We start from the raw sequence: 20603 nt of genomic DNA on the forward strand, positions 1-20603 counted from the left end.
GGAGACAGGGGTCACAGGCTGGACGGGAACGGGCGCCGGGCACGACCGGAGGGGAGGGCGGCGTGACGAAGAAGGATGCACCACCCCGCTGGGACCGCAGGATGCAGCAGCGGCTCGCCCGCGGCGAGGCGGCCGCGCTCGGCGAGTGCTACGACCGGTTCGCGTCACTGGTGCACGGGCTCGCCCACCGTGTGCTCGGGGACGAGGCGGCGGCCGACGGCATCACACGGGAGGTGTTCGCCCACCTCTGGGAGCACCCCGAGGAGTACGACCCGAAGCGGAGCCCCCTGCGCTCCTGGATCGCCCTGCTCACCCACCGGCTCGCCGTACGGCGGCTGCGCGCCACCGAGACCGCCGCGCTCGCCCGGGACGGCCGGACCACCCCCGAGGAGTTGGAGCACAAGGTGCACCGCGCCGCGGTCGCGGCCCGCGCGGACTACATCGTCACCGCCATGCCGGTACCGCTGCGCGCCGCCCTGGAGCGCGCCTACTTCCAGCGCCGGGACTACCGCCAGACCGCCGCCGACCTCGGCATCACCGCGGACGAGGCCCGGCGCCGCCTCCGCCTCGGCCTCCAGCTGCTGTCCACGGCCTACGAGACGGACCCCGCGGGCGCCCCCGACGAACCGGGTGCCGCGTGATGACCGGGGTGGAGGGTGCCGAGGAGGCGGGCACGCCGCAGGCGGCCCTCGCGGCGGCCGAGGAGCCGCCCGTGCTCGAACACCGGGTGCTGAAGGCGCTGCTCGGGGCCTGGGCGCTCGCCGCCTGTACGGCGGAGGAGACGGCGGCCGTGGAGGCGCACCTCGGTGACTGCGGCCCCTGCGCGGACGAGGCCCGGCGGCTGCGCGAGGCGGTGGGGCTGCTGCACCGCCAGGAGAGCCTCGACCTCGATCCGGGGCTGCGCACCCGGGTGCTGGAGACCTGCCTGGACCGGCGCCCGCCCCGTATCCCGGTACCGGACTGGGCAGATCCGTACGACGCGGAGGCCGCCCGCCTGGACGCCCTGCTCCAGGACATAGGAGACGCCGAGTGGCACGCGCCCGTGCGGCTGCGGTGGTTCGACGGCACGGGACCGGCGAGTCGTCGTACGACCGTCGCCGGCGTGATCGCCCATCTGCTCTCCGTCGACGGACTGGTGGCGATGGCGCTGGGGCTCGACGACCCGCTCACGGGCACGGCCGCCGAGTCCCCCACACCGCGCGGGCGCACGGAGGCGTACTGGCGCGATGCCCACTTCCCGCCCACCCGGTCCGTGCGCTCCCCCTGGCGGGAGCTGAGCCGCGATCTGGTGCGGACGGTGTCGTTCACCGGCGGGACCGGGCAGCTCGCGGTGGACTACGGCGGGTTCGAACTGCCGCTGCACGACGCGATGCTGGACCGGGCCTTCGAGTGCTGGGTGCACGCGGAGGACATCGCGGACGCCGTCGACTACCCGTACGGGCCGCCGGCGCCGCGCCATCTGAACCGGATGATCGACCTGGCGGCGCGGATGCTCCCCGACGTGCTCGCGGCACGGCGGCGGGCCGGGCTGGCCTCGCCCGTCCGCACCCGGCATCTGGTCCCGGCGGGCCGGCCCGGGCGCAGTCTGCGGCTGGAGATCGAGGGCTCGGGCGGCGGCGAATGGCTGATCGCCCTCGACTCCCCCGGCGCGGTCGCCTCCGCCGAGCACGCGGTGGCGCACGTCGCACTCGACGGGGTGGAGTTCTGCCGGCTGGCCGCGGGCCATGTGCCGCCCGAGGAGGCGGCCGCGGGGCAGCTGGGCGACCGGGAGGCGATCAGGGACGTGCTCTTCGCGACCGCGTCACTGAGCCGGATGTAGGCCGGACGCGGTCGCGTCCTTGAGTCGGAAGCACGTCGGACGAGGACCGGACGAGGATCGGATGCGGTCGCGTCCGTGAGCCCGGGTGCGGGCGGTGCCGGTGAGCGGGATGCGGACCGGATCCGGGCGGTGTCCTACGCGAAGACCACGGTGCGCCGGCCGTTCGGCAGGATCCGGCGTTCGGCGTGCCACTTGACCGCGCGCGCCAGCGCCTGGCACTCCACGTCGCGGCCGACCGCGACCAGTTGGTCCGGGGTCACGCCGTGGCCGACCCGCTCGACCTCCTGCTCGATGATCGGGCCCTCGTCGAGGTCGGCCGTCACGTAGTGCGCGGTCGCGCCGATCAGCTTCACACCGCGCGCGTGGGCCTGGTGATACGGCTTCGCACCCTTGAAGCTCGGCAGGAACGAGTGGTGGATGTTGATGATCCGGCCGCTGAGCTGCTTGCACAGGTCGTCGGAGAGCACCTGCATGTAGCGGGCCAGGACCACCAGCTCGACGTCGAGCTCGCGGACCAGCTCCAGCACCCGGGCCTCGGCCTCCGACTTGGTGTCCTTCGTCACAGGGATGTGGTGGAAGGGGATGTTGTACGAGCCCACGAGCTCGGCGAAGTCGGTGTGGTTCGAGACCACGGCCGCTATCTCCACCGGCAGCGCCCCGGTCCGGGCGCGGAAGAGCAGGTCGTTCAGGCAGTGGCCGAACTTGCTGACCATGAGGACGACACGCATCTTCTCGTCGGCCCGGTTGATCTGCCAGTCCATCTGGAAGGAGTCACCGATCGCCGCGAAGCTCGCGCGCAGCTTGTCCACCTCGACCGGAGCCTCGGCCGAGAAGTGGACCCGCATGAAGAACAGTTCCGTGTCGTGGTCGCCGAACTGCTGGCTGTCCACGATGTTGCAGCCGGTCATGAAGAGGAAGCTCGACACGGCGTGCACGATGCCCTGCTTGTCCGGGCAGGAGAGGGTGAGGACGTACTGGTCGGCGGTGGCCGCGGCTCGGGAGGTCTGCTCACTCATGCAGGCCAGGGTCTCATGACCGGGGGCCCCGAGGAGGACCGTCCCGCCACCCGGACGGCCCCCGGACGCCTACGCCGTCCGGGTCATGATCCGCAGCACCTCCAGCGTGCGCGGGGGCGTGTCCGGGTCCTCGCCGTCGCTGGTCGCGAGCCGCACATGCGCGTCGCGCGCCGCCCGCACCGCCTCCGGCCACGCCTGGTGGTTGAGGTAGGCGTCCACCGGCGCGTCCGGACCGACGTGGTGCATGATCCGCAGCACCCGCAGGACGGCGGTGTCCACGAGCGCCGCCTCCTGCGAGTCGCGGAAGATCGTGCCGACGTACTTCTCGGCCGACCAGTTGTCCAGCCAGGTGTCCTCGACCAGGCGGTACACGGCGTCGGTGACGTCGCCGTATCCCTCGACACCGGTCAGCCAGACGTCCCGCTGGAACACCGGGTCGGAGAGCATGTGCAGCGCGGAGCGCACATTGCTGCGCCAGCGCCACCACGGCATGTCGTTGAGAGGCATACCGCCCATGGTGGATGAGCGACGGCCGCGACGGGAAGAGCTCTCTGAACCTTGCACAGTCATCGATCGTACGTTCCTTGCGAAAAGCGGATCATCAGCCCCCGTAATTCACCTCCGCGACACCATGAGCTAACCGGTGGTCACTCGAAGGTTAGTTGTGTGGCGGAATCGTGCGGGTCTATGACCGGCAGGCGACACTCCAGCTTCTCCTCCACCAGCCCCCGCAGTCAGGATTCCGTCCGAAAAAAGGCGACCAACCGCGTCAGGACGGCCCTGCTCAACGCGGGTGCCCTGGTGGCGGTCGGGTCGCTGGCCACCGCGTGCGGTGTCGTCCCCGGTACCACGGGGAGCTCCGGGAACGGCACGGTGACCGTCATGACCTGGGCACCGGACAAGACCTCCGCGACCAACAAGCCGGGCATGCCTGCGATGGCGAGGGCGTACGCGCGCTACGTCAACGCGCACGGCGGCATCGCCGGCCACAAGCTCAACGTCCTGACCTGCAACGAACACAACGACTTCGTGGGCGCCGCGCGATGCGCCCGCACCGCGGTCAAGGACAAGGCCGTCGCGGTCGTCGGCTCCTACAGCCAGTACGCGTCCTCCTCCCTCTCCCCGCTGGAGTCGGCCGGCATCCCCTACATCGGCGGCTACGGACTCACCGACGACGAGTTCAAGAGCGTCCTCTCCTACCCCGTCAACGGCGGTCAGCCCGCGCTGCTGGCCGGCCTCGGCGAGGAACTGGGCAAGAGCTGCGGTCCCGTCGCACTGGTACGGCCCGACACCATCGCCGGCGACCAGCTTCCGCTGCTGCTCGACGCCGGGCTGAAGGCGGGCGGCCACGCCGACGCAACGGACCTGCTCGCCCCCGAGGACGCCACCGCCCTCGACCAGCAGGCGCAGGAGGCACTGCAGAAGGCGGCCTCGAACCCGCAGCTCAAGGGGTGCGTGGTGCCCTCGCTCGACGAGCGCACCGGCACGTTCATGGACTCCTTCCGCCGCCTGAGCGACAGCTACCCGGCGGTGCGCACGGCCTCCGTGCTCGGCAGTGTCGACCAGTCGGTGATCGACGCGTCGGGCGGAAAGTCGGGCCCGTACGAGGGCGCCTACGTCACCAGCTGGTACCCGGAGGCGACGGACGCGCGCTGGGACCCGATGAAGAAGGTGATCAGCGAGGAGGCCTTCGGCGACAACCGCATCGACCCGGCGGACGCCGGGGTGCAGACCACGTGGATCGCGTACGCCGTCCTGACGAAGGTCATCGAGTCGCTCGGCAACGGCGACGTCACCGCGCAGGCGATCCGGTCGGCCCTCGACAACGGCCTGAAGGTGGACACGGGCGGTCTCACGCCGACCCTGAGGTGGCGCTTCCAGGACCTGACGGCGGTGGTCGACTTCCCGCGCCTGATCAACTCGGACGTGACCTTGCAGGTCGTCCACGACGGACGGCTGGTGGGGGCGCGCAAGGGCTTCGTGAACGTGGGCAAGACGCTGGAGAACGCGACCAGCGAGTGAGCCGTGCCACAGCCGGCGCCGCCCGGTCCGCGCAGGTGAGCGGGCGGCGTGTACGGCCCTGCGGTCCGTGAGGCCGTACAGCAGACAGACGTGAGGTGCACCACCCCGGTCCGCGTGCGCGGCCGGGGGGGCACCTCACGGCGTTCTACAGCTGGGTCGGCTGGCGCTGGGTCAGGCCGTACTTCTGGGCGATGGCGTTCCACAGGTTGGCGGCCTTGGCCTTCTGGGCGCTGGCCGTGCCGCTGGCCCGGTTGCCCGCCGCAGTCTGGCCGGTGGTGCGGGCCTGCCCCTTGTGGCACCCCTTCTTGTCGCCCGAGACCTGGTCGGCCCAGGCGGCGTAGTGGGTGTCGGCGGCGGCGGACGCCTTCCAGGCGCTGGTGAGCGCCGCGGTCAGCTCGCCGTGCGCCGGGAGCTTGTCGACCGCGAGCCCGGACAGCTGGCCGACCAGGTCGTTGCGCTGCTTCGCCGCGTCACGCAGATCGGAACCGGCCTGGTCGAGGTTCTGGCAGCCCTTGACGTCGGCCACCGCCTTGATCACCGCGCCACGGCTGTTGCCGCTGTCCGCGAGGAGCTTGTCGAGCGCGACGGCCTGCGCCTTGGGGTCTCCGCCGCCCGACGAGGAGGACGAGGAGTCCGTGGCCGGCCCGGTCGCCGCGACGGACGTGCTGCGGTCGCCCTTGTCGCCGCCACCGCCGAGCATGGCGCCCGCCCCGATGCCGAGGACAACGATGCCCACGCCGATGGCCGCGATGAGCGGGACGCGCGACCGGGTACGGGCGCCTCCCCCGTCGTCGCCGCGCTGTCCGGCCGTCCAGTCCTGGGGCGCACCCGGGGCGCCCGGTGTGTCGAACCGCGGCAGGTTCTGGGTGGACTCGGCGCCGCCCGGGCCGGCCCGGAAGAGGTTGTCGAACACCGCCGGCGGCTGCCCGGCGCCAGCCGCCGGGGCGCCGTAGGGCGCCGGGCCCGGCTGTCCGGGCACGGGCGGGAGGTACTGCGTGGCCTGCGCGTCGGCCCCCATGGCCCCGCCCCGCCCGAGGAACTGTGTGGCGTCGCCCCTCGGCTGCTCCGGCGGCAGGGCTCCCGCGACCGGCGGGATGAACTGGGTGGCTCCCTCGGCGGCGACGGGCGGGATGTACTGCGTCGCGCCCTCGTCGGGCGAGACGGTCACCGGGGCGATGTACTGCGTGGCGCCCTCGTCCATGGGGGCCGGCAGGGGCGCGGAGTGCGGCAACTGCGGTGCGCCGTGCGCCGGCTGCCCGTTCGTGCCGTACGGGGACGGCTGCGCGCCCTCGGGCGGCAGCGGTCCGGCGCCGCCCTGCCGCGGTCCGGGGACGTCGCCCCAGGCGGAGCGGGGGTCGGCGGGCTGCTCCCACGACTGCTGGGCGGGCTGCTGTGCGCCCCAGGACTGCCCGGCGTCGGCGCCCCAGCCCTGGGCGGGGGGCGTCTGGGCCGGCTGCTGTCCCGGGCCCCACGGCTGGCCCCAGCTCTGGCCGCCCGCCGGGGTGGTGTGGCCGTCGGGGGCGGGGGCGGCGTGGTGGCCGCCCGCCGGGACCGTGGCACTGTTCGCCGCGCCCGTCATGCCCGGCAGCAGGGGCTCGCCGCCGTCGGAGGGCAGCACGATGCCTTCGCGCGCGGGCCGCGCCGAGGGCTCCTCGCCCTGTCCACTCTGCGTCACCGGGACTCCTACGATCGGGGGAACCTACGGAATCGTCGACTCACGCTACCGGGTCCCCTGAGCCGGGTGCCACGCAGCACGGGCGGAGCGACCCCCCCGAGAGCGGGGGGAACCACGCGAGCAGTCACAAACCACCGGCGAGGGGAGGGGCGCCGAACCCGTCCGTTCACGGTGCGTTCACCTCGGCTCATGGCCGGGGCCCCGCACGGCGGGAGGCACGATCCACGGCCGGCGCTCCCCCGCCCCCGGCGAAAGGTGTGATCCGTCACCGACCGGGACCCGCGCACCGCGATCCTCACGGGCCCCCGCGCCGGTGTCTCCGCAGGCCCCCGCGCCGGGACCGCCACCGGCTCCCCCGGCCGAAGCCCTACGCCGCGGCCGCCAGATCCATTCGCGCCCCGAACTCCCGCACCACCGCCTCGTCCTGGTACGGCTCCAGCCGCTGCTGGAGGTCCTCCAGATACTCGGCGCCGCGGTTGGACCTGAGGGAGCCGAGCAGTTCCACGGCCTTCAGGCCCGTGTGGCAGGCCTGCTCCACCTCGCGCTGCTGCACCTGGGCCGTGGCGAGCAGCACATAGCCGATCGCCCGGCGCCGGGCCCGGGACTCGGGGTGCCCGGCGAGGGACTCCTCCGCGCGCCGGGCCGCCGCCTCGGCCTGCCCCAGATCCCGGTGGCAGTGCGCCAGTTCGTCCGCCAGATACGCGTGGTCGAAGTGGGCGATCCACGCCGGGTCGTCCCCGGACGCCGCGTCGGCCGCCTCCAGCGCCGTGATCGCGCGGCCCGCCGCGAGCTGGGTGGCGCGGACATCGCCCATCAGCGCGTGTCCCCGCGCCTCGGCGGCATGGAACATCGCCTCCGCGCGCGGAGTGACCCGCCCGCGTGCCCCCTCCTGGGCGGCGCGCGCCAACTGCGCGATCTCGCGCGGGTTTCCGAGTTGCGCGGCGAGATGGCTCATGGAGGCGGCCAGCACGTAGCCGCCGTAGCCGCGGTCGCCCGCCGCCTGGGCGAGCCGCAGCGCCTGGATGTAGTAGCGCTGGGCGAGTCCGGGCTGCCCGGTGTCGACGGCCATGTATCCGGCGAGCTCGGTCAGCCGGGCGACGGCGGCGAACAGATCGCGTCCCACGGCCTCGCGGTAGGAGCCCGCCAGCAGTCCCGAGACGACGCTGTTGAGATAGTGCACGACGACCGGACGCACATGGCCGCTGCCGTACTGGTGGTCCAGCTGGACCAGTGCCTGGGTCGTCGCGCGCACCGCGGCCACGTCCGACGGGCCCACCCGTGGCCCGGCCGACCGTGCGACCTGCGCGTCCGGCGCGGAGATCAGCCAGTCCCGGCTCGGCTCGACCAGCGCCGACGCGGCGACCGACGAGCCGGACAGGAAGTCCCGGCGGCCGACGTCGCTGCGCCACAGCTCGCAGACCTGCTCGATGGCGCCGAGCACGGTCGGTGAGAACTGAAGGCCCACGCCGGACGCGAGGTTCTTGCCGTTGGCCATGCCGATCTCGTCGATCGTGACCGTGCGGCCCAGCTTGCGGCCGAGCGCCTCGGCGATGATCGCCGGGGCCCGGCCCCTCGGCTGCTGTCCGCGCAGCCAACGGGCCACCGACGTCTTGTCGTAGCGCAGATCGAGGCCGTGTTCGGCGCCGCACATGTTGACCCGGCGGGCGAGCCCCGCGTTCGAGCAGCCCGCTTCCTGAATGAGTGCCTGCAGCCGTTCGTTCGGCTGTCGCGCGACGAGTGGCCTTGCGGCCATGGCGTACCCCCTGTGGGTGCGGTGCCTGCTCACGCACCGAGTTGACGTGTCTTCTGCGGCCGGACCACCGGGCACACCCTTTTCGTGCACCGAAAAGATCCGGCCTTGAAGATCGATGCCCAGCGGACATGCCTCTGATGCGAGACATGCGAGGATTGCCGGGGTAAAGACTGATGCCGTGCCCCCCACGTGGTTACCCAGCCCCCGCTGCCGATCCTCTTGCGCGCCCCCACCCGTGCATCCGTGCGCCCCGCTCGGGGAAACGGTGCTCCTCCCCGGCGCATGTGGGACAACACCAGGCAAAAAGGGCATGCCCAAAATCCGTTCCCCGGGCGGGAGATGGCTCGCCGTAGGCGGGCGTAACCCCCGGTGACGGCTAGAGTTGAGTTCATCGTGGAAGAGACCATCGCGGGCCCTGAAGCTGCCCACATCCCCAAGCAGCGCGGCGACTCACTCCTGGAAGCCGCGGTTCGTTACGCCGAGGAGCGCCACTGGGACGTGTTCCCGGGCACCTGGCTGGAGGCCGTGGAGGGGATGCACCGCTGCTCCTGCGATCAGCCCTCCTGCCCCACGCCGGGCGCGCACCCGGCGGGCGACGACTGGGCGACGCAGGCGACCGGCAGCGCGACAGCCGTACGACGGATGTGGTCCACGCGGCCCACCGCGTCCATCCTGCTGCCCACCGGGCGCACGTTCGACGCCATCGAGGTCCCGGAGACGGCCGGCTTCCTCGCCCTCGCGCGCATGGAGCGGATGGAGCTGACCCTCGGGCCGGTGACGCTGGCGCCGGACCGGCGCATGCGGTTCCTCGTCCTCCCCGGGGCCGCGGCGAAGGTCCCCGACCTGGTGCGGAACCTGGGCTGGTCGCCGGCCTCCCTCGATCTGGCCACCCTCGGCGAGGGCGGTTACGTGGCCGCGCCGCCCACCCGGTACGGGTCGCGGGGCGCCGTGCAGTGGGCCTGCCGGCCGACGCCCGCGAACCGGTGGCTGCCGGACGCCGAGGAGCTGATCTCCCCGCTGGCGTACGCCTGCGGACGGGACCGCTAGTGCTGTGGCCGGGAAGGTTTGCCGGTGAACCTTTCCGGTCGCAGCACTAGCCGTCGAGGGTGACCGTCCCGTACCTACGGGGGGTGCGACAGCCCCCCGTATGGTGCTCCTATGACCGAGGGAGCAGGGGCGGCCGTGGCCGCCGTACGGGTGCAGGGGCTCTGGAAGAGGTACGGGGAACAGATCGCCGTCGCGGGGATCGATCTGGAGCTGCCCGCGGGGCGGTTCATCGGGCTCGTCGGGCCGAACGGGGCCGGCAAGACCACCACCCTGTCCATGATCACCGGGCTGCTGCGGCCCGACCAGGGGACCGTCGAGATCGTCGGGCACGACGTGTGGCGCGACCCGGTCGCGGTCAAGGCCCGCATCGGCGTCCTGCCCGAGGGCCTGCGCCTGTTCGAACGGCTCTCCGGCCGTGAACTCCTCGCGTACACGGGCAGGTTGCGGGGGCTGCCCGGCGCCGAGGTCGACAAGCGGGCCACCCAGCTCCTCGACGTGCTCGACCTGGCCGGGGCCCAGCACAAGCTGGTCGTCGACTACTCGACCGGTATGCGCAAGAAGATCGGGCTCGCCTGCGCCCTTCTCCACAACCCCGAAGTACTCTTTCTGGACGAGCCGTTCGAGGGCGTGGACCCGGTCTCCGCACAGACCATCCGCGGCGTCCTGGAGCGGTACACCGGCTCCGGCGCCACCGTCGTCTTCTCCTCCCATGTGATGGAGCTGGTCGAGTCGCTGTGCGACTGGGTCGCGGTCATGGCCGCCGGGCGCATCCGCGCGCACGGCCCGCTCGCCGACGTCCGGGGCAGCGCGCCCACGCTTCAGCAGGCGTTCCTCGAACTGGTCGGTGCGCGCACCCAGAACACCGGTGCCGATCTCGACTGGCTCGGCGGCGGCGCCCGGTGAGCGCCCCCGGTCTCACTCCCACCCTCGTACGGCTGAAGCTGTCCCTGCTGCGCAACGGGCTGCGGCAGTCCGCCGGGCGGCGGGCCGCGTACGTCACGACCGTCGTCGTGGTGCTGCTGTTCGCCGCTCTGCAGCTGATCGGCCTGATCGCCCTGCGGGGCTCGACGCACGCCGCCACCATCGCCGTGCTGCTGGCCACGATCCTGGCGCTGGGCTGGGCCGTGATGCCGCTGTTCTTCCCCAGCGGGGACGAGACGCTGGACCCGACCCGTCTGGTGATGCTGCCGCTGCGCCCGCAGCCGCTCATACGGGCCCTGCTGGTGGCGTCCCTGGTCGGCATCGGGCCCCTGTTCACCCTGTGCCTGTTCGCCGGTTCGGTGGTGTCCGTGGCGCACGGGGCGGCCGCCTACGCCACCGCCGTCGTCGCCGTCGTGCTCGCGCTGCTGGTGTGCGTGGCGCTCGCCCGGGCCGTGGCCGCCGCCAACATCCGGCTGCTGACCAGCCGCAAGGGCCGTGATCTGGCCGTCCTGAGCGGGCTCGTCGTCGCCGTCGGCGCCCAGCTCGTGAACTTCGGCGCGCAGCGGCTCGGTCCGGGCGGACTCGACCAGCTGAACCCAGTCGCGGACGTGCTGCGCTGGATTCCGCCGGGCTCCGCGATCGGCGCGGTGGACTCGATGAGCAAGGGCTGCTACGGCATCGGGCTCGCCCAGCTCGCGCTGAGCGCCGCCGCGGTGGCGGGGCTGGGGTCCCTGTGGTCGCGCAGTCTGACGAAGCTGATGACCTCGCCGGACGGGTCCACGCTGCAGGCCGCCGAACCGGGCCCCCGGGAAGGCTCCTCGACACGGCTGTCCCGGCTGCTGCCCGCGGGCCGCACCGGCACGGTGATCGAGCGCAGCCTGCGCTATGTGTGGCGCGACCCCAAGACCAAGGCGGCGTGGGTGACCTCGCTCGCGATCGGCCTGATCGTGCCGGTCTTCAACGCCCTCCAGGGCACCGGCACCGTCTACTTCGCCTGCTTCGCGGCGGGGATGCTCGGCATCCAGATGTACAACCAGTTCGGCCAGGACACCTCCGCGTTCTGGATGGTCGCGATGACGATCTCCTCGCCCCGCGACGCCTACGCCGAACTGCGCGGCCGGGCGCTGGCCCTGCTGCTGATCACGGTGCCGTACGCAGCCCTCGTCACCGTCGTCACCACCGCGCTGCTCGGCGCCTGGCACCGGCTGCCCGAGGTGCTCGGACTGTCCTTCGCCCTGCTCGGCGCGATGCTGGGGACCGGCGCCTGGACCTCGGCCGGCTTCCCGTACTCGATCCCGCAGGAGGGCTACAAGAACGTGGTCCCCGGGCAGACGGGGCTGGCCTGGATCTCCATCTTCGGCGGCATGGTCTCGGCGGCCCTGCTGTCCTCGCCCGTGATCGCGGCGACGATCTGGCTGAACGTCACGTCGGGCGGGGCGGACTGGACCTGGCTGCTGCTGCCCGCCGGCGCCGTCTACGGGGCGCTGCTCATCCTTCTCGGACTGCGTCTCGCGGCACCCCGGACGGCACGGCGGCTGCCGGAGATCCTGGCGGCGGTCAGCAAGGGGTAGGGCGGGGCCGGGGCGGTCAGGGGGTGGGCAGGCCGTCGAGGAACGGTTCGATCGCCGCGCGCCAGGCCTCCGGCTGGTCGTAGTGGACCAGGTGGCCCGCGTCGGGCACCTCCGCGTACCGGCCGTGCGGCAGGACGCGCACCATCTCCTGTGCCTCCGCCCGGCCCAGTTCGCCGTCCAGGCCCCGGACGACCAGGGCCGGGCACTGGACTTGTGCCAGCTCCTCCCAGTGCGCGTCGTAGACCCAGGTCCGGCGGGACCTCAGCATCTGCTCGGGTTCGAAGACGGGCCGCCAGCCGTCCGCCGACTCGGCCATCACCTCGGCGTAGAACGCGCCGCGGGCCGGATTGGGGCGTTCCACCCAGGGGTCGTCCTCGCCGAACCACTTGCGGACGTCGGCGAGCGTGGCGAAGGGCAGGGGCCAGGACTTGAACCAGTCCTCCCACTCGCGCTGTGAGGCGGCGCCGAGCGCGGAGGCCCGCATGTCGCAGATGACCAGGCCGCGGACCAGGTCGGGGCGCTTGGCGGCGAGCTGCCAGGCGGTCAGGGCGCCCATGGCGTGGCCGACGAGGACGACCGGGGCGAGGCCGAGCTGTTCGACGGCGGCCTCGGCGTCGTCGATGTAGTCCTCGCGGGTGTACTCGCCCTCGGGCGGCTTGTCGCTCTGGCCGTGGCCGCGCTGGTCGAGCGCGACGGCACGGCGCCGCTCGGTGAGCCAGCGGGCGGTGGACGCCCAGTGCGAGGCCCGGCCCATGAGCCCGTGCAGTAAGAGCACACCGGGCGGGTGCTCGGTCTCCCCGGTCTTGGGAGGCTCCGCGAACTCCCATGCGGCGAGGCGTACGCCGCCCGCTCCGGTCACGTCGATGCGCCGCACCATCCTCCAGGCACCCCCCTGCTCCGCTCGGACCGCTCGCCCCGCTTCGCGCGGTCGGTCCACGCTCGTCCTGCTGCCGCTGTGGTCCTGCTGCTCCTGCTGCTGGTGTCGCGGGCCATCCCCGTACGTCGGGTGTCGGTCCGGTGCCGGAGTGGCCTGTGTCCCGTGCTGCCGCACCACGTGCCGATGGTCACAGCGCGCGGTCCGGTGAGATCGTCACTTCCACGCTATCGAATGACTATTCGAAAATGCGGATTCCGGCGGCAACACCCCTCCTTCGAGTGACCCCCCGCCATGATTGGTCGCCGTCTGCGCGGGGAGATCTTCTGCGGGAGGCGGACCGCTCGGGGAAAACCGGTCCGAGGGGGATGACCCTGGGAGCTCGGGGCTCCGGGTCAGAACAGGGGAGGACAGGCCCCGGCGCTCAAGGGCGCCGGGGCCCACCCCATGTCCGTGGCACATCCGCCCGCCCCCTCCCTGACCAGGCGACTTCGCTGTCGCCCACCGGCCAAGAGCCCTCAGGTCATATGCCTCATGCGACAGCCTCGCACGCGAACGGCCGAAGCGCTGCGATTCCGCACATTGAATCTTGAGGACCGCGGGATCGAGTGAACGCCACCGCGGTCACCCGTGTCACAGGTGTTGACGGGACGCGGCGAGCGGGTACCCGCCCGGCCGTACGGGGGCGTGGGCGCCGTACGGCCGGGGACGAACGGAACGGTTCAGCGCTTGGCCACGAACACATGGGAGGCGATGTCGGCCGCGAGCTCGGCCGCCTCCCCGCCGCTGCCGACCAGCACGCCGCCCGCGGACTCCGTCACGCTGACCACCGAGCCGGGCTGCACGCCCGCCCGACGCAGCGTGTACATGAGCTGGGCGTCCGTCTGGATGGGCTCGCCGATGCGCCGCACGACCACCGTCTTGCCGTCCGTGCCCGCGTCGAGATCGGCCAGGGACACCATGCCCTCGTCCAGGAACGGGTCCGCGCCGTCCTTCTCGCCCAGCTCCTCCAGGCCCGGGATCGGGTTTCCGTACGGCGACTCGGTGGGGTGGCGCAGCAGCTCCAGGACGCGGCGCTCCACCGCCTCGCTCATCACGTGCTCCCAGCGGCACGCCTCGGCGTGCACCTGCTCCCACTCCAGCCCGATCACGTCGACCAGCAGGCACTCGGCCAGGCGGTGCTTGCGCATCACGCGGGTGGCGAGCCGGCGGCCCTCGTCCGTCAGCTCCAGATGGCGGTCCGGCGCGATGCCGACCAGACCGTCGCGCTCCATCCGCGCCACCGTCTGGCTGACCGTCGGGCCACTCTGGTCCAGCCGCTCGGCGATCCGGGCGCGCATGGGGACCACGCCTTCCTCCTCCAACTCGAGGATGGTGCGGAGATACATCTCCGTGGTGTCGATCAGTCCGGACATACGTGCCCCTCGATGTGATCTGCCGGAGGCTCCACGGCTCACCGGCGCGTGCGCTGGCCCTGAGTCAATTCTGACGCATCCCACTGACAACCGTGGCGCGGTGAGGCAACCGGGGGGTTACCGGGCCCCGGCGACGGGTACTGGGGCGCGTTCGTCCGCACGAGCGCCGTATTGACATCCCACTGGTCCAGACCGCAACGTGATCCGCGACACGGACCGTCACGGGCGCCGGTGCGTGGTCGGTGTGCCGTCCGGGCGCCGTCCGCCGAGGTCGATCCGTCGATCCAGCGAGCGACCAAGACTGCGAAGGGGGCGCCTGGGATGAGCGAGCGGCCGAGGGGCGAGGAAACGCGGGCCGGGGAGCCCGGCGACGGGGGCACGCCGGCCGAACAGTTCTTCGACGCGGCGATCGGGCTGCTGCGGCGGGCGCGGGACGAGGAGGCGCAGCCGATCGCGGCGGCGGGCGGCCTGATCGCGGACACCGTCGCCGGCGGCGGCCGGCTGTTCGCCTTCGGCGCCGGGCACTCCTCGCTGGCCGCGCAGGACCTCGTCTACCGCGCGGGCGGCCTCGCCTTGATGAACCTGCTCACCGTCCCCGGCGTCGTGGGCGTCGACGTCACGCCGGCCACGCTGGGCTCCGCGCTGGAGCGGGTCGACGGCCTGGCGAGCGCGGTGATCGAGTCCAGCCCGCTGCGCTCCGGGGACCTGCTGGTGATCATCTCCCTGTCCGGCCGCAACGCGCTCCCGGTGGAGATGGCCATGACCGCCCGCGCCCGCGGGGTCAAGGTCATCGGGGTGACCTCGGTGGCGTACGCCTCGGAGACGAAGTCGCGCCACTCCTCCGGCACGTATCTCAGGGACCACTGCGATCTCGTCCTCGACTCGAAGATCGCGGTGGGCGACGCCGAGCTGACCCTCGACACCATCCCCGCGCCCTTCGCTCCCGCCTCCACCGTCGTCACCACGGCGCTGCTCCAGGCGGTCATGGCCACGGCCGCGGCCGCGCTGGCCGAGCGCGGCATCGAACCGCCCCTGCTCAGGTCCGGGAACGTCGATGGCGGCCACGAGTGGAACGGGCGGATCCTTCGGGAGTACCGCGACCGGATCTTCTACCAGCAGGGCTAGCCGGCCCCGCCTCCCGGCTCCGGCGTCTTCTCCAAGAGGTCGGCCAGGTCCAGCGCGGCGGCGATCCGTACCGCCACGTCCTCCCCGTACACCGCGTCGGCACGCTCGAACCGGGTGCGCCCGGCGCTTCGCAGAAACGTCACCACGCCGAGTGTCCGACCCCGGCTGCGGAGCACCGCGCACAGCGCGTGCACCGCGTCCGCGGGCCACTGCCGGGCGAGCGCCCACTCCCGCGCCCGCTCCGGGTCCGCGGAGCCCGCGCCGGCCCGTACGCATCCGGCGCGCTCCACGCACTGCAGGGCGGGATGGCCCTCCTTGTAGCGCACGGGCAGCCCGGCCTTTCCGGCGAGCAGGCTGGGTCCGGGCGCCCCGGACGGCGTCTCGGCGGCCCGCACCAGGCGTATCGGACCCTCCGCGTCCGTCACCGGGCCGCCCGCGACCCGGTCGACCAGCGCGTGATCGGCGAATCCGGCGAGCGCGAAATCCAGATGGACGACGGCCGCCTCCATCGGGTCCTCGCACTCGGCGGCCGCCCGCGCGGCGCGGTGCAGCTGGTTGGCCCGGAAGCGCAGCAGGGCCGCCTCCTGCTCGGCCTGCTTGGCCTCGGTGATGTCCAGGAACAGCCATCCCACACCCAGCGGAACCGGTTCTTCCGCGAGCGGGGAGGCCAGCCGTACGAAGCCGCTGCGCCAGCACCGCCGCCGCTCGCCGTCGGTGGTGCGCACGCTGACCCACATCTCGGCGGGCGCGGGCGGGGCTCCCTCGGCGAGCACATGGGTCAGCGCGCTCTCCAGCTCCTCGACGCCCTGCGCCAGCAGGTCCCCGAGCGGCCGTCCCAGCACGGCCGTGCGGCCGATGCCGAGCGCCCGGGCGGCGTGGGCGTTGACGACGGCCGGGCGCAGATCCGCGTCGACCAGCACCACGCCCCAGCTCGCGTCCTCGAACAGGGCCTCGCTCAGCGCGATGGACCGCTCCAGGTCGATCTGCGCATGGACCTCGCTGAAGGCGCAGTAGACCCCGGCGGGCTTCCCGTCGGGCCCCCGCACCGTCGCGGACTGGGTCCGCACCAGGACCCGTCCGCCGTCCTTGGTGAGCAGCGCGAACTCGTGCACCTGGCGCCCGGTGGCCCGCATCGCGGACATCAGCCACGCCTCGACCTCGGCGGCGTCCGCGCTGCGCACGGCCCAGCCGGCGAACCCGTGCCGCCCCACGGCCTCGGCGGCGGACCAGCCGAGAATCCGCTCGGCCTCGCGGTTCCAGTGGGTGACGACCCCCTGGGCGTCGAAGGCGCACAACGCCGCGTCCATTCCGTCCAGCAGGGCAGCCAGAAGATCGGAACCGTCCCGCTCGGGCTCGCCCGGCCCCAGCTCGTCCGTGGTCCCCCTACGCCGGGAAGCACTCACCTGAACCCCCTGCAGGCTGCTGCGTCCGTACGTACGGCGCTCGTCCCCTCACTTCCTCACATTCAACTGGACCGTGACCCAGCCCACATGCCCTTCGCGAAAGATTCGAGGAAATCCTTGCACCGGCCCGGACGGGCCCGCGGACGTGCGTCCGGAAAAGGGTCCGGAAAAAAGCTGTTGATCGGTGGCGAAAGGGTTCTTAGGGTGGGGAGCACCGAAGAAAGGAGGTGGTTCGGAGCATGTATGCACACCGGACGTCGGAGGTGGCTGCGGGCTAGTGGCCCGTCACCACACTCGGTGCGGTGCCGGACCAGCGCGTGCGAGATACGTGCAGCCGGCCTAATCCAACGCAGTCACCCGACCCGCGAGCTCGCCGGTACGTCCGGCCGGCTTCTCCGCCGTCAGGCGGAGGGACCAGAGCTCGCGGGTCGTCTGCGTCTCGGGGCGGATTCAGGGGCTCAGCCGCTCCACCCGCCAGGTGCCGTCCGGCAGGGCGACATAGCGGAGGCGGTCGTGGAGGCGGTTCGCGCGGCCCTGCCAGAACTCGACGGTCTCGGGGACGATCCGGAAGCCGCCCCAGTGCGGCGGGACCGGGACCTCAGAGCCCTCGGGGTAGCGGGCGCTGAGCTCCTCGTAGGCGGTGTCCAGCCCGGCCCGGGTGGGGATCACGGAGGACTGGGCGCTGGCCCAGGCGCCCAGCTGGGAGCCATGGGGGCGGGTGCGGAAGTAGGCGGCGGTCTCGTCGCGGCCGGTGCGGTGCGCGGTGCCGGTGACGATGACCTGGCGGGCCATGGGGTGCCAGGGGAAGAGCAGCGAGATGTGCGGGTTCGCCGCGAGGTCCCGGGCCTTGCGGGAGTCGTAGTTGGTGTAGAAGACGAAGCCCTGGGCGTCGTACTGCTTCATGAGGACCGTGCGCGAGCTGAGGCGGCCGTCCGCGTCCGCCGTGGACACGATCATCGCGTTCGGCTCGAAGATCATCCCGGCCACGGCGGCCTGGGCGGCCTGCTTGAACCAGTGGGCGAACTGCTCCATGGGGTGGGCCGCGAGCGAGGACTCGTCGAGCCCCTCGTGGCGGTAGTGCGCCCGCATCTCGGCGGGGTTGTGGGCCAGGTCCTCGACGGGACCTTCGGCCGCGCGTTCGACGATGGGTTCGAGGACGGGTTCCGCGGCGTCCGCGGCCGCGGCGGCGGCCTCGGCGGCACGGAGGGCCTCGACGGAGGGCCGGGCAGACGGTTCGGAGGGTTCGGCTCCGCCTTCATCTGCGGGTTCGGGTGCCGGTTCGTTCGGGCGGCGGTCGGTCACGCCGTCATCTTGCCGCACGGGGCACGGCTCCCATAGGGGGTGTGGTTCATCACTGCGTGGCACTGAGTGCCGCATGCTCTCCCCAAAGGTGGCACTCGGGGATATCGTGCTGGTGCCGCTCGGATGGGGTGACCGCCTGCCGAGCGGGGCATCACCGGAGTGACCGTTTTGGACCGCGAGTCTTCGGATACGACCGTGAAGGACCGTGGAACCGGGGCGGCCACCCCTTTCCCGCAACCGAAGTGCACGGCCCGAGTCGTCCCAGCGGGCCGTGGACGGGGTCGGCGGGAATCCCACCGACCACATCCGCCGCACACATCACGAGGAGCCGCCTGATGTCCGATTTCGTACCCGGGCTCGAAGGAGTCGTCGCGTTCGAGACGGAGATCGCCGAACCCGACAAGGAGGGCGGTGCCCTGCGGTACCGGGGCGTCGACATCGAGGATCTGGTCGGCCACGTCTCGTTCGGCAACGTCTGGGGGCTGCTGGTCGACGGGGCCTTCAACCCCGGCCTGCCGCCCGCCGAGCCGTTCCCGATCCCCGTTCACTCCGGTGACATCCGGGTCGACGTGCAGTCGGCGCTCGCCATGCTCGCCCCGGTCTGGGGCCTGAAGCCGCTGCTGGACATCGACGTGGAGCAGGCCCGCGACGACCTGGCCCGCGCGGCCGTCATGGCGCTGTCCTACGTCGCCCAGTCGGCCCGTGGCCAGGGGCTGCCGATGGTGCCGCAGCGCGAGATCGACAAGGCGAACTCCATCGTCGAGCGGTTCATGATCCGCTGGCGCGGCGAGCCGGACCCCAAGCATGTCGCGGCCGTCGACGCCTACTGGACGTCCGCCGCCGAGCACGGCATGAACGCCTCCACCTTCACGGCCCGGGTGATCGCGTCCACGGGCGCGGACGTGGCGGCCGCGCTCTCGGGCGCCGTGGGCGCCATGTCCGGGCCGCTGCACGGCGGTGCGCCCTCCCGTGTGCTCGGCATGATCGAGGAGATCGAGCGGACCGGGGACGCGGAGGCCTATGTGAAGCAGGCCCTGGACCGCGGTGAGCGGCTGATGGGCTTCGGGCACCGGGTCTACCGCGCCGAGGACCCGCGGGCACGGGTGCTGCGCCGTACGGCCCGGGAGCTGGGCGCCCCGCGCTTCGAGATCGCGGAGGCGCTGGAGAAGGCGGCCCTGGAGGAGCTGCACAGCCGCCGTCCCGACCGTGTCCTCGCCACGAACGTGGAGTTCTGGGCGGCGATCATCCTGGACTTCGCCGAGGTCCCGGCGCACATGTTCACCTCGATGTTCACCTGCGCCCGGACGGCCGGCTGGTCGGCGCACATCCTGGAGCAGAAGCGCACGGGCCGTCTGGTGCGCCCCTCGGCCCGCTATGTCGGCCCCGGCTCGCGCAGCCCCCAGGAGATCGAGGGCTACGCGGACATGACCCGCTGAGGCCTGCGGGAGTCACCCCCTCGCCGGTGTCCCGGCGGCCGAGGTCACGCCGGTGTCCCGGCGGCCGGAGTCACGCCGGTGTGAGCAGCGCCGCGTGGTGGCGCTCGGCGGTGCGGGGGTGGGCCCGGAGCTTGCCCTTGAGCTCGTTGTAGCCGTACTCGGCGAACAGCGGGTTGGCCGGGTCGGCGGTGATACCGGGCGCGGTCGAGGCGCCCGGGAACAGCAGCGGCTCGACCCGGGCGTCCAGGCGCGGGTTGTAGAAGAACGGCACGGAGAACCGCTCGGTGGCACCGGGCGGGCTAACGACCCGGTGGTTGGTGGCCAGCAGATAGCCGTTGGTGGCCACCTCCAGCAGTTCGCCCAGGTTGACCACGAACGCCCCGTCCAGCGGCGGCACGTCGTGGAAGAGCCCGTCCTCGCGCTGCACCTGGAGCCCGCCGACCCGGTCCTGCAGCAGCAGGGTCAGGAAGCCGTAGTCCTTGTGCGCCCCGACGCCCTGGTCGGCGCCGTCGCCCGCGCTGCCCGGGTAGCGGACGAACTTCAGGTGGGGGTGGGCTCGGTCCCCGAAGACGGAGTCGTAGAAGGCGGGGTCCGCGCCGATCGCGGCGAGCAACTCGTGCAGCAGCCGCTCGGCGACCGCGCTGAGCCGGTCGATCCAGGCGAGAGCCGCGGTGCGCAGCTCGGGGAGGGCCGCGGGCCACTGGTTGGGCCCCTGGAGCCACCAGTAGGAGGCCTCGCCCGGTCCGGGCACGTGGGCGGGGCGTTCCGCGCCTATGTCGAGCTGGTCGCGCCAGTCGCGGGCACCGGCGGTGCGCTCGTCGCCGATGCGGGTGTAGCCGCGGAAGTGGGGCGAGTTGACGTTGTCGAGGGCGAGGCGGTCCGCTTCGGGCAGTGCGAAGAAGGCCCGCATGGCGCCGAGCAGGGCATCGGTCTCGGCCTGGGTGATGCCGTGCCCGACGAGCTGGAAGAAGCCCACGTCGTGGGCGGCGCTGTGGAGCTGCGCATGGAACAGCGCCCGGTCCTCGGGGCCGCGGTCGGCCGCGGAGAGGTCGATGATCGGGAGCTGTCGCCGGGAGGTCTCGTACGACGGGGTGGTGGCCGTGTGGGTCATGGGTGCGTCCGCGGGGTGTACGGGGCCCGGACGGCCCGCCTGGGGTGTCGGCGGTGCCCGGGTGCCGGGTGGAAAGGGCGTGGAGGCGTGGCAGCGCGCTCGGATGCGCGGGA

At 72.7% G+C, this 20603-nt stretch carries 17 protein-coding genes; 8 read left to right on the forward strand and 9 right to left on the reverse strand.

Annotation, left to right across the window (positions count from 1 at the left end):
• The first annotated feature begins 62 nt into the window (after window positions 1-62).
• On the forward strand, window positions 63-641 hold the full coding sequence (locus ACFYX0_RS13290) for a sigma-70 family RNA polymerase sigma factor (protein WP_388969896.1): 579 nt from the start codon (window positions 63-65) through the stop codon (window positions 639-641).
• Window positions 641-1819: a zf-HC2 domain-containing protein gene (locus ACFYX0_RS13295; RefSeq protein ID WP_388969898.1), complete on the forward strand. Its 1179-nt coding sequence runs from the start codon at window positions 641-643 to the stop codon at window positions 1817-1819. The genes ACFYX0_RS13290 and ACFYX0_RS13295 overlap by 1 nt, the downstream gene beginning before the upstream one ends.
• Window positions 1820-1953: 134 nt before the next feature.
• Here ACFYX0_RS13295 and purU read toward each other — a convergent pair whose 3' ends face one another.
• Both purU and ACFYX0_RS13305 read right to left on the reverse strand, forming a co-directional pair.
• Window positions 1954-2835, reverse strand: a complete 882-nt coding sequence (gene purU, locus ACFYX0_RS13300) for a formyltetrahydrofolate deformylase (RefSeq protein ID WP_388969900.1) — start codon at window positions 2833-2835, stop codon at window positions 1954-1956.
• Between the two features lie 69 nt (window positions 2836-2904).
• A complete protein-coding gene (locus ACFYX0_RS13305) occupies window positions 2905-3405 on the reverse strand; it encodes a hypothetical protein (RefSeq protein ID WP_355907045.1) in 501 nt (166 codons plus the stop codon).
• Window positions 3406-3522: 117 nt separating this feature from the next.
• Here ACFYX0_RS13305 and ACFYX0_RS13310 point away from each other — a divergent pair, with 117 nt between their 5' ends.
• Window positions 3523-4857 (forward strand): ABC transporter substrate-binding protein, encoded by a 1335-nt coding sequence (locus ACFYX0_RS13310; protein WP_388969902.1) that lies wholly within the window; start codon window positions 3523-3525, stop codon window positions 4855-4857.
• 145 nt (window positions 4858-5002) lie between these two features.
• On the opposite strand, the gene ACFYX0_RS13315 is transcribed toward ACFYX0_RS13310, so the two are convergent.
• Together ACFYX0_RS13315 and ACFYX0_RS13320 are read right to left on the reverse strand one after the other, a co-directional pair.
• Window positions 5003-6532 carry a hypothetical protein gene (locus ACFYX0_RS13315; RefSeq protein WP_388969904.1) on the reverse strand — a complete coding sequence of 510 codons (1530 nt, stop codon included), beginning with the start codon at window positions 6530-6532 and terminating at the stop codon, window positions 5003-5005.
• Between the two features lie 367 nt (window positions 6533-6899).
• The gene (locus ACFYX0_RS13320) at window positions 6900-8285 is read right to left on the reverse strand and encodes a transcriptional regulator (protein WP_355907053.1); all 1386 of its coding nucleotides are present in this window, start codon (window positions 8283-8285) and stop codon (window positions 6900-6902) included.
• A gap of 393 nt (window positions 8286-8678) precedes the next feature.
• On the opposite strand from ACFYX0_RS13320, the gene ACFYX0_RS13325 reads away from it, so the two are divergent.
• From ACFYX0_RS13325 to ACFYX0_RS13335, 3 genes are all read left to right on the forward strand, one after another.
• The gene (locus tag ACFYX0_RS13325; protein WP_355907056.1) at window positions 8679-9332 is read left to right on the forward strand and encodes a bifunctional DNA primase/polymerase; all 654 of its coding nucleotides are present in this window, start codon (window positions 8679-8681) and stop codon (window positions 9330-9332) included.
• Between the two features lie 111 nt (window positions 9333-9443).
• The gene (locus ACFYX0_RS13330; protein WP_388969906.1) at window positions 9444-10235 is read left to right on the forward strand and encodes an ABC transporter ATP-binding protein; all 792 of its coding nucleotides are present in this window, start codon (window positions 9444-9446) and stop codon (window positions 10233-10235) included.
• Window positions 10232-11824: a transporter gene (locus ACFYX0_RS13335; protein ID WP_388969908.1), complete on the forward strand. Its 1593-nt coding sequence runs from the start codon at window positions 10232-10234 to the stop codon at window positions 11822-11824. The genes ACFYX0_RS13330 and ACFYX0_RS13335 overlap by 4 nt, the downstream gene beginning before the upstream one ends.
• A gap of 16 nt (window positions 11825-11840) precedes the next feature.
• Here ACFYX0_RS13335 and ACFYX0_RS13340 read toward each other — a convergent pair whose 3' ends face one another.
• Both ACFYX0_RS13340 and ACFYX0_RS13345 read right to left on the reverse strand, forming a co-directional pair.
• A complete protein-coding gene (locus tag ACFYX0_RS13340; protein WP_355907065.1) occupies window positions 11841-12701 on the reverse strand; it encodes an alpha/beta hydrolase in 861 nt (286 codons plus the stop codon).
• Between the two features lie 719 nt (window positions 12702-13420).
• Window positions 13421-14113: a metal-dependent transcriptional regulator gene (locus tag ACFYX0_RS13345; RefSeq protein WP_311699679.1), complete on the reverse strand. Its 693-nt coding sequence runs from the start codon at window positions 14111-14113 to the stop codon at window positions 13421-13423.
• A 321-nt stretch (window positions 14114-14434) separates the two neighbouring features.
• Between ACFYX0_RS13345 and ACFYX0_RS13350 the strand changes: the two genes are divergently transcribed.
• On the forward strand, window positions 14435-15238 hold the full coding sequence (locus tag ACFYX0_RS13350; protein ID WP_388969910.1) for an SIS domain-containing protein: 804 nt from the start codon (window positions 14435-14437) through the stop codon (window positions 15236-15238).
• Here the strand turns inward: ACFYX0_RS13350 and ACFYX0_RS13355 are convergent.
• Together ACFYX0_RS13355 and pdxH are read right to left on the reverse strand one after the other, a co-directional pair.
• A complete protein-coding gene (locus tag ACFYX0_RS13355) occupies window positions 15235-16641 on the reverse strand; it encodes a PAS domain-containing protein (protein ID WP_388969912.1) in 1407 nt (468 codons plus the stop codon). The genes ACFYX0_RS13350 and ACFYX0_RS13355 overlap by 4 nt on opposite strands.
• Window positions 16642-17091: 450 nt before the next feature.
• Window positions 17092-17730: a pyridoxamine 5'-phosphate oxidase gene (gene pdxH / locus ACFYX0_RS13360; protein WP_355907289.1), complete on the reverse strand. Its 639-nt coding sequence runs from the start codon at window positions 17728-17730 to the stop codon at window positions 17092-17094.
• 548 nt (window positions 17731-18278) lie between these two features.
• Between pdxH and ACFYX0_RS13365 the strand changes: the two genes are divergently transcribed.
• Entirely contained in the window at window positions 18279-19379 is a 1101-nt protein-coding gene (locus ACFYX0_RS13365; RefSeq protein WP_355907074.1) for a citrate synthase 2, read from the forward strand.
• A gap of 70 nt (window positions 19380-19449) precedes the next feature.
• On the opposite strand, the gene ACFYX0_RS13370 is transcribed toward ACFYX0_RS13365, so the two are convergent.
• A complete protein-coding gene (locus ACFYX0_RS13370) occupies window positions 19450-20490 on the reverse strand; it encodes a 2-oxoglutarate and iron-dependent oxygenase domain-containing protein (RefSeq protein ID WP_355907077.1) in 1041 nt (346 codons plus the stop codon).
• Between the last annotated feature and the right edge of the window lie 113 nt (window positions 20491-20603).

It is taken from the genome of Streptomyces sp. NPDC002573 (genome assembly GCF_042889625.1).
Taxonomy (GTDB): Bacteria; Actinomycetota; Actinomycetes; order Streptomycetales; family Streptomycetaceae; genus Streptomyces; species Streptomyces gibsoniae.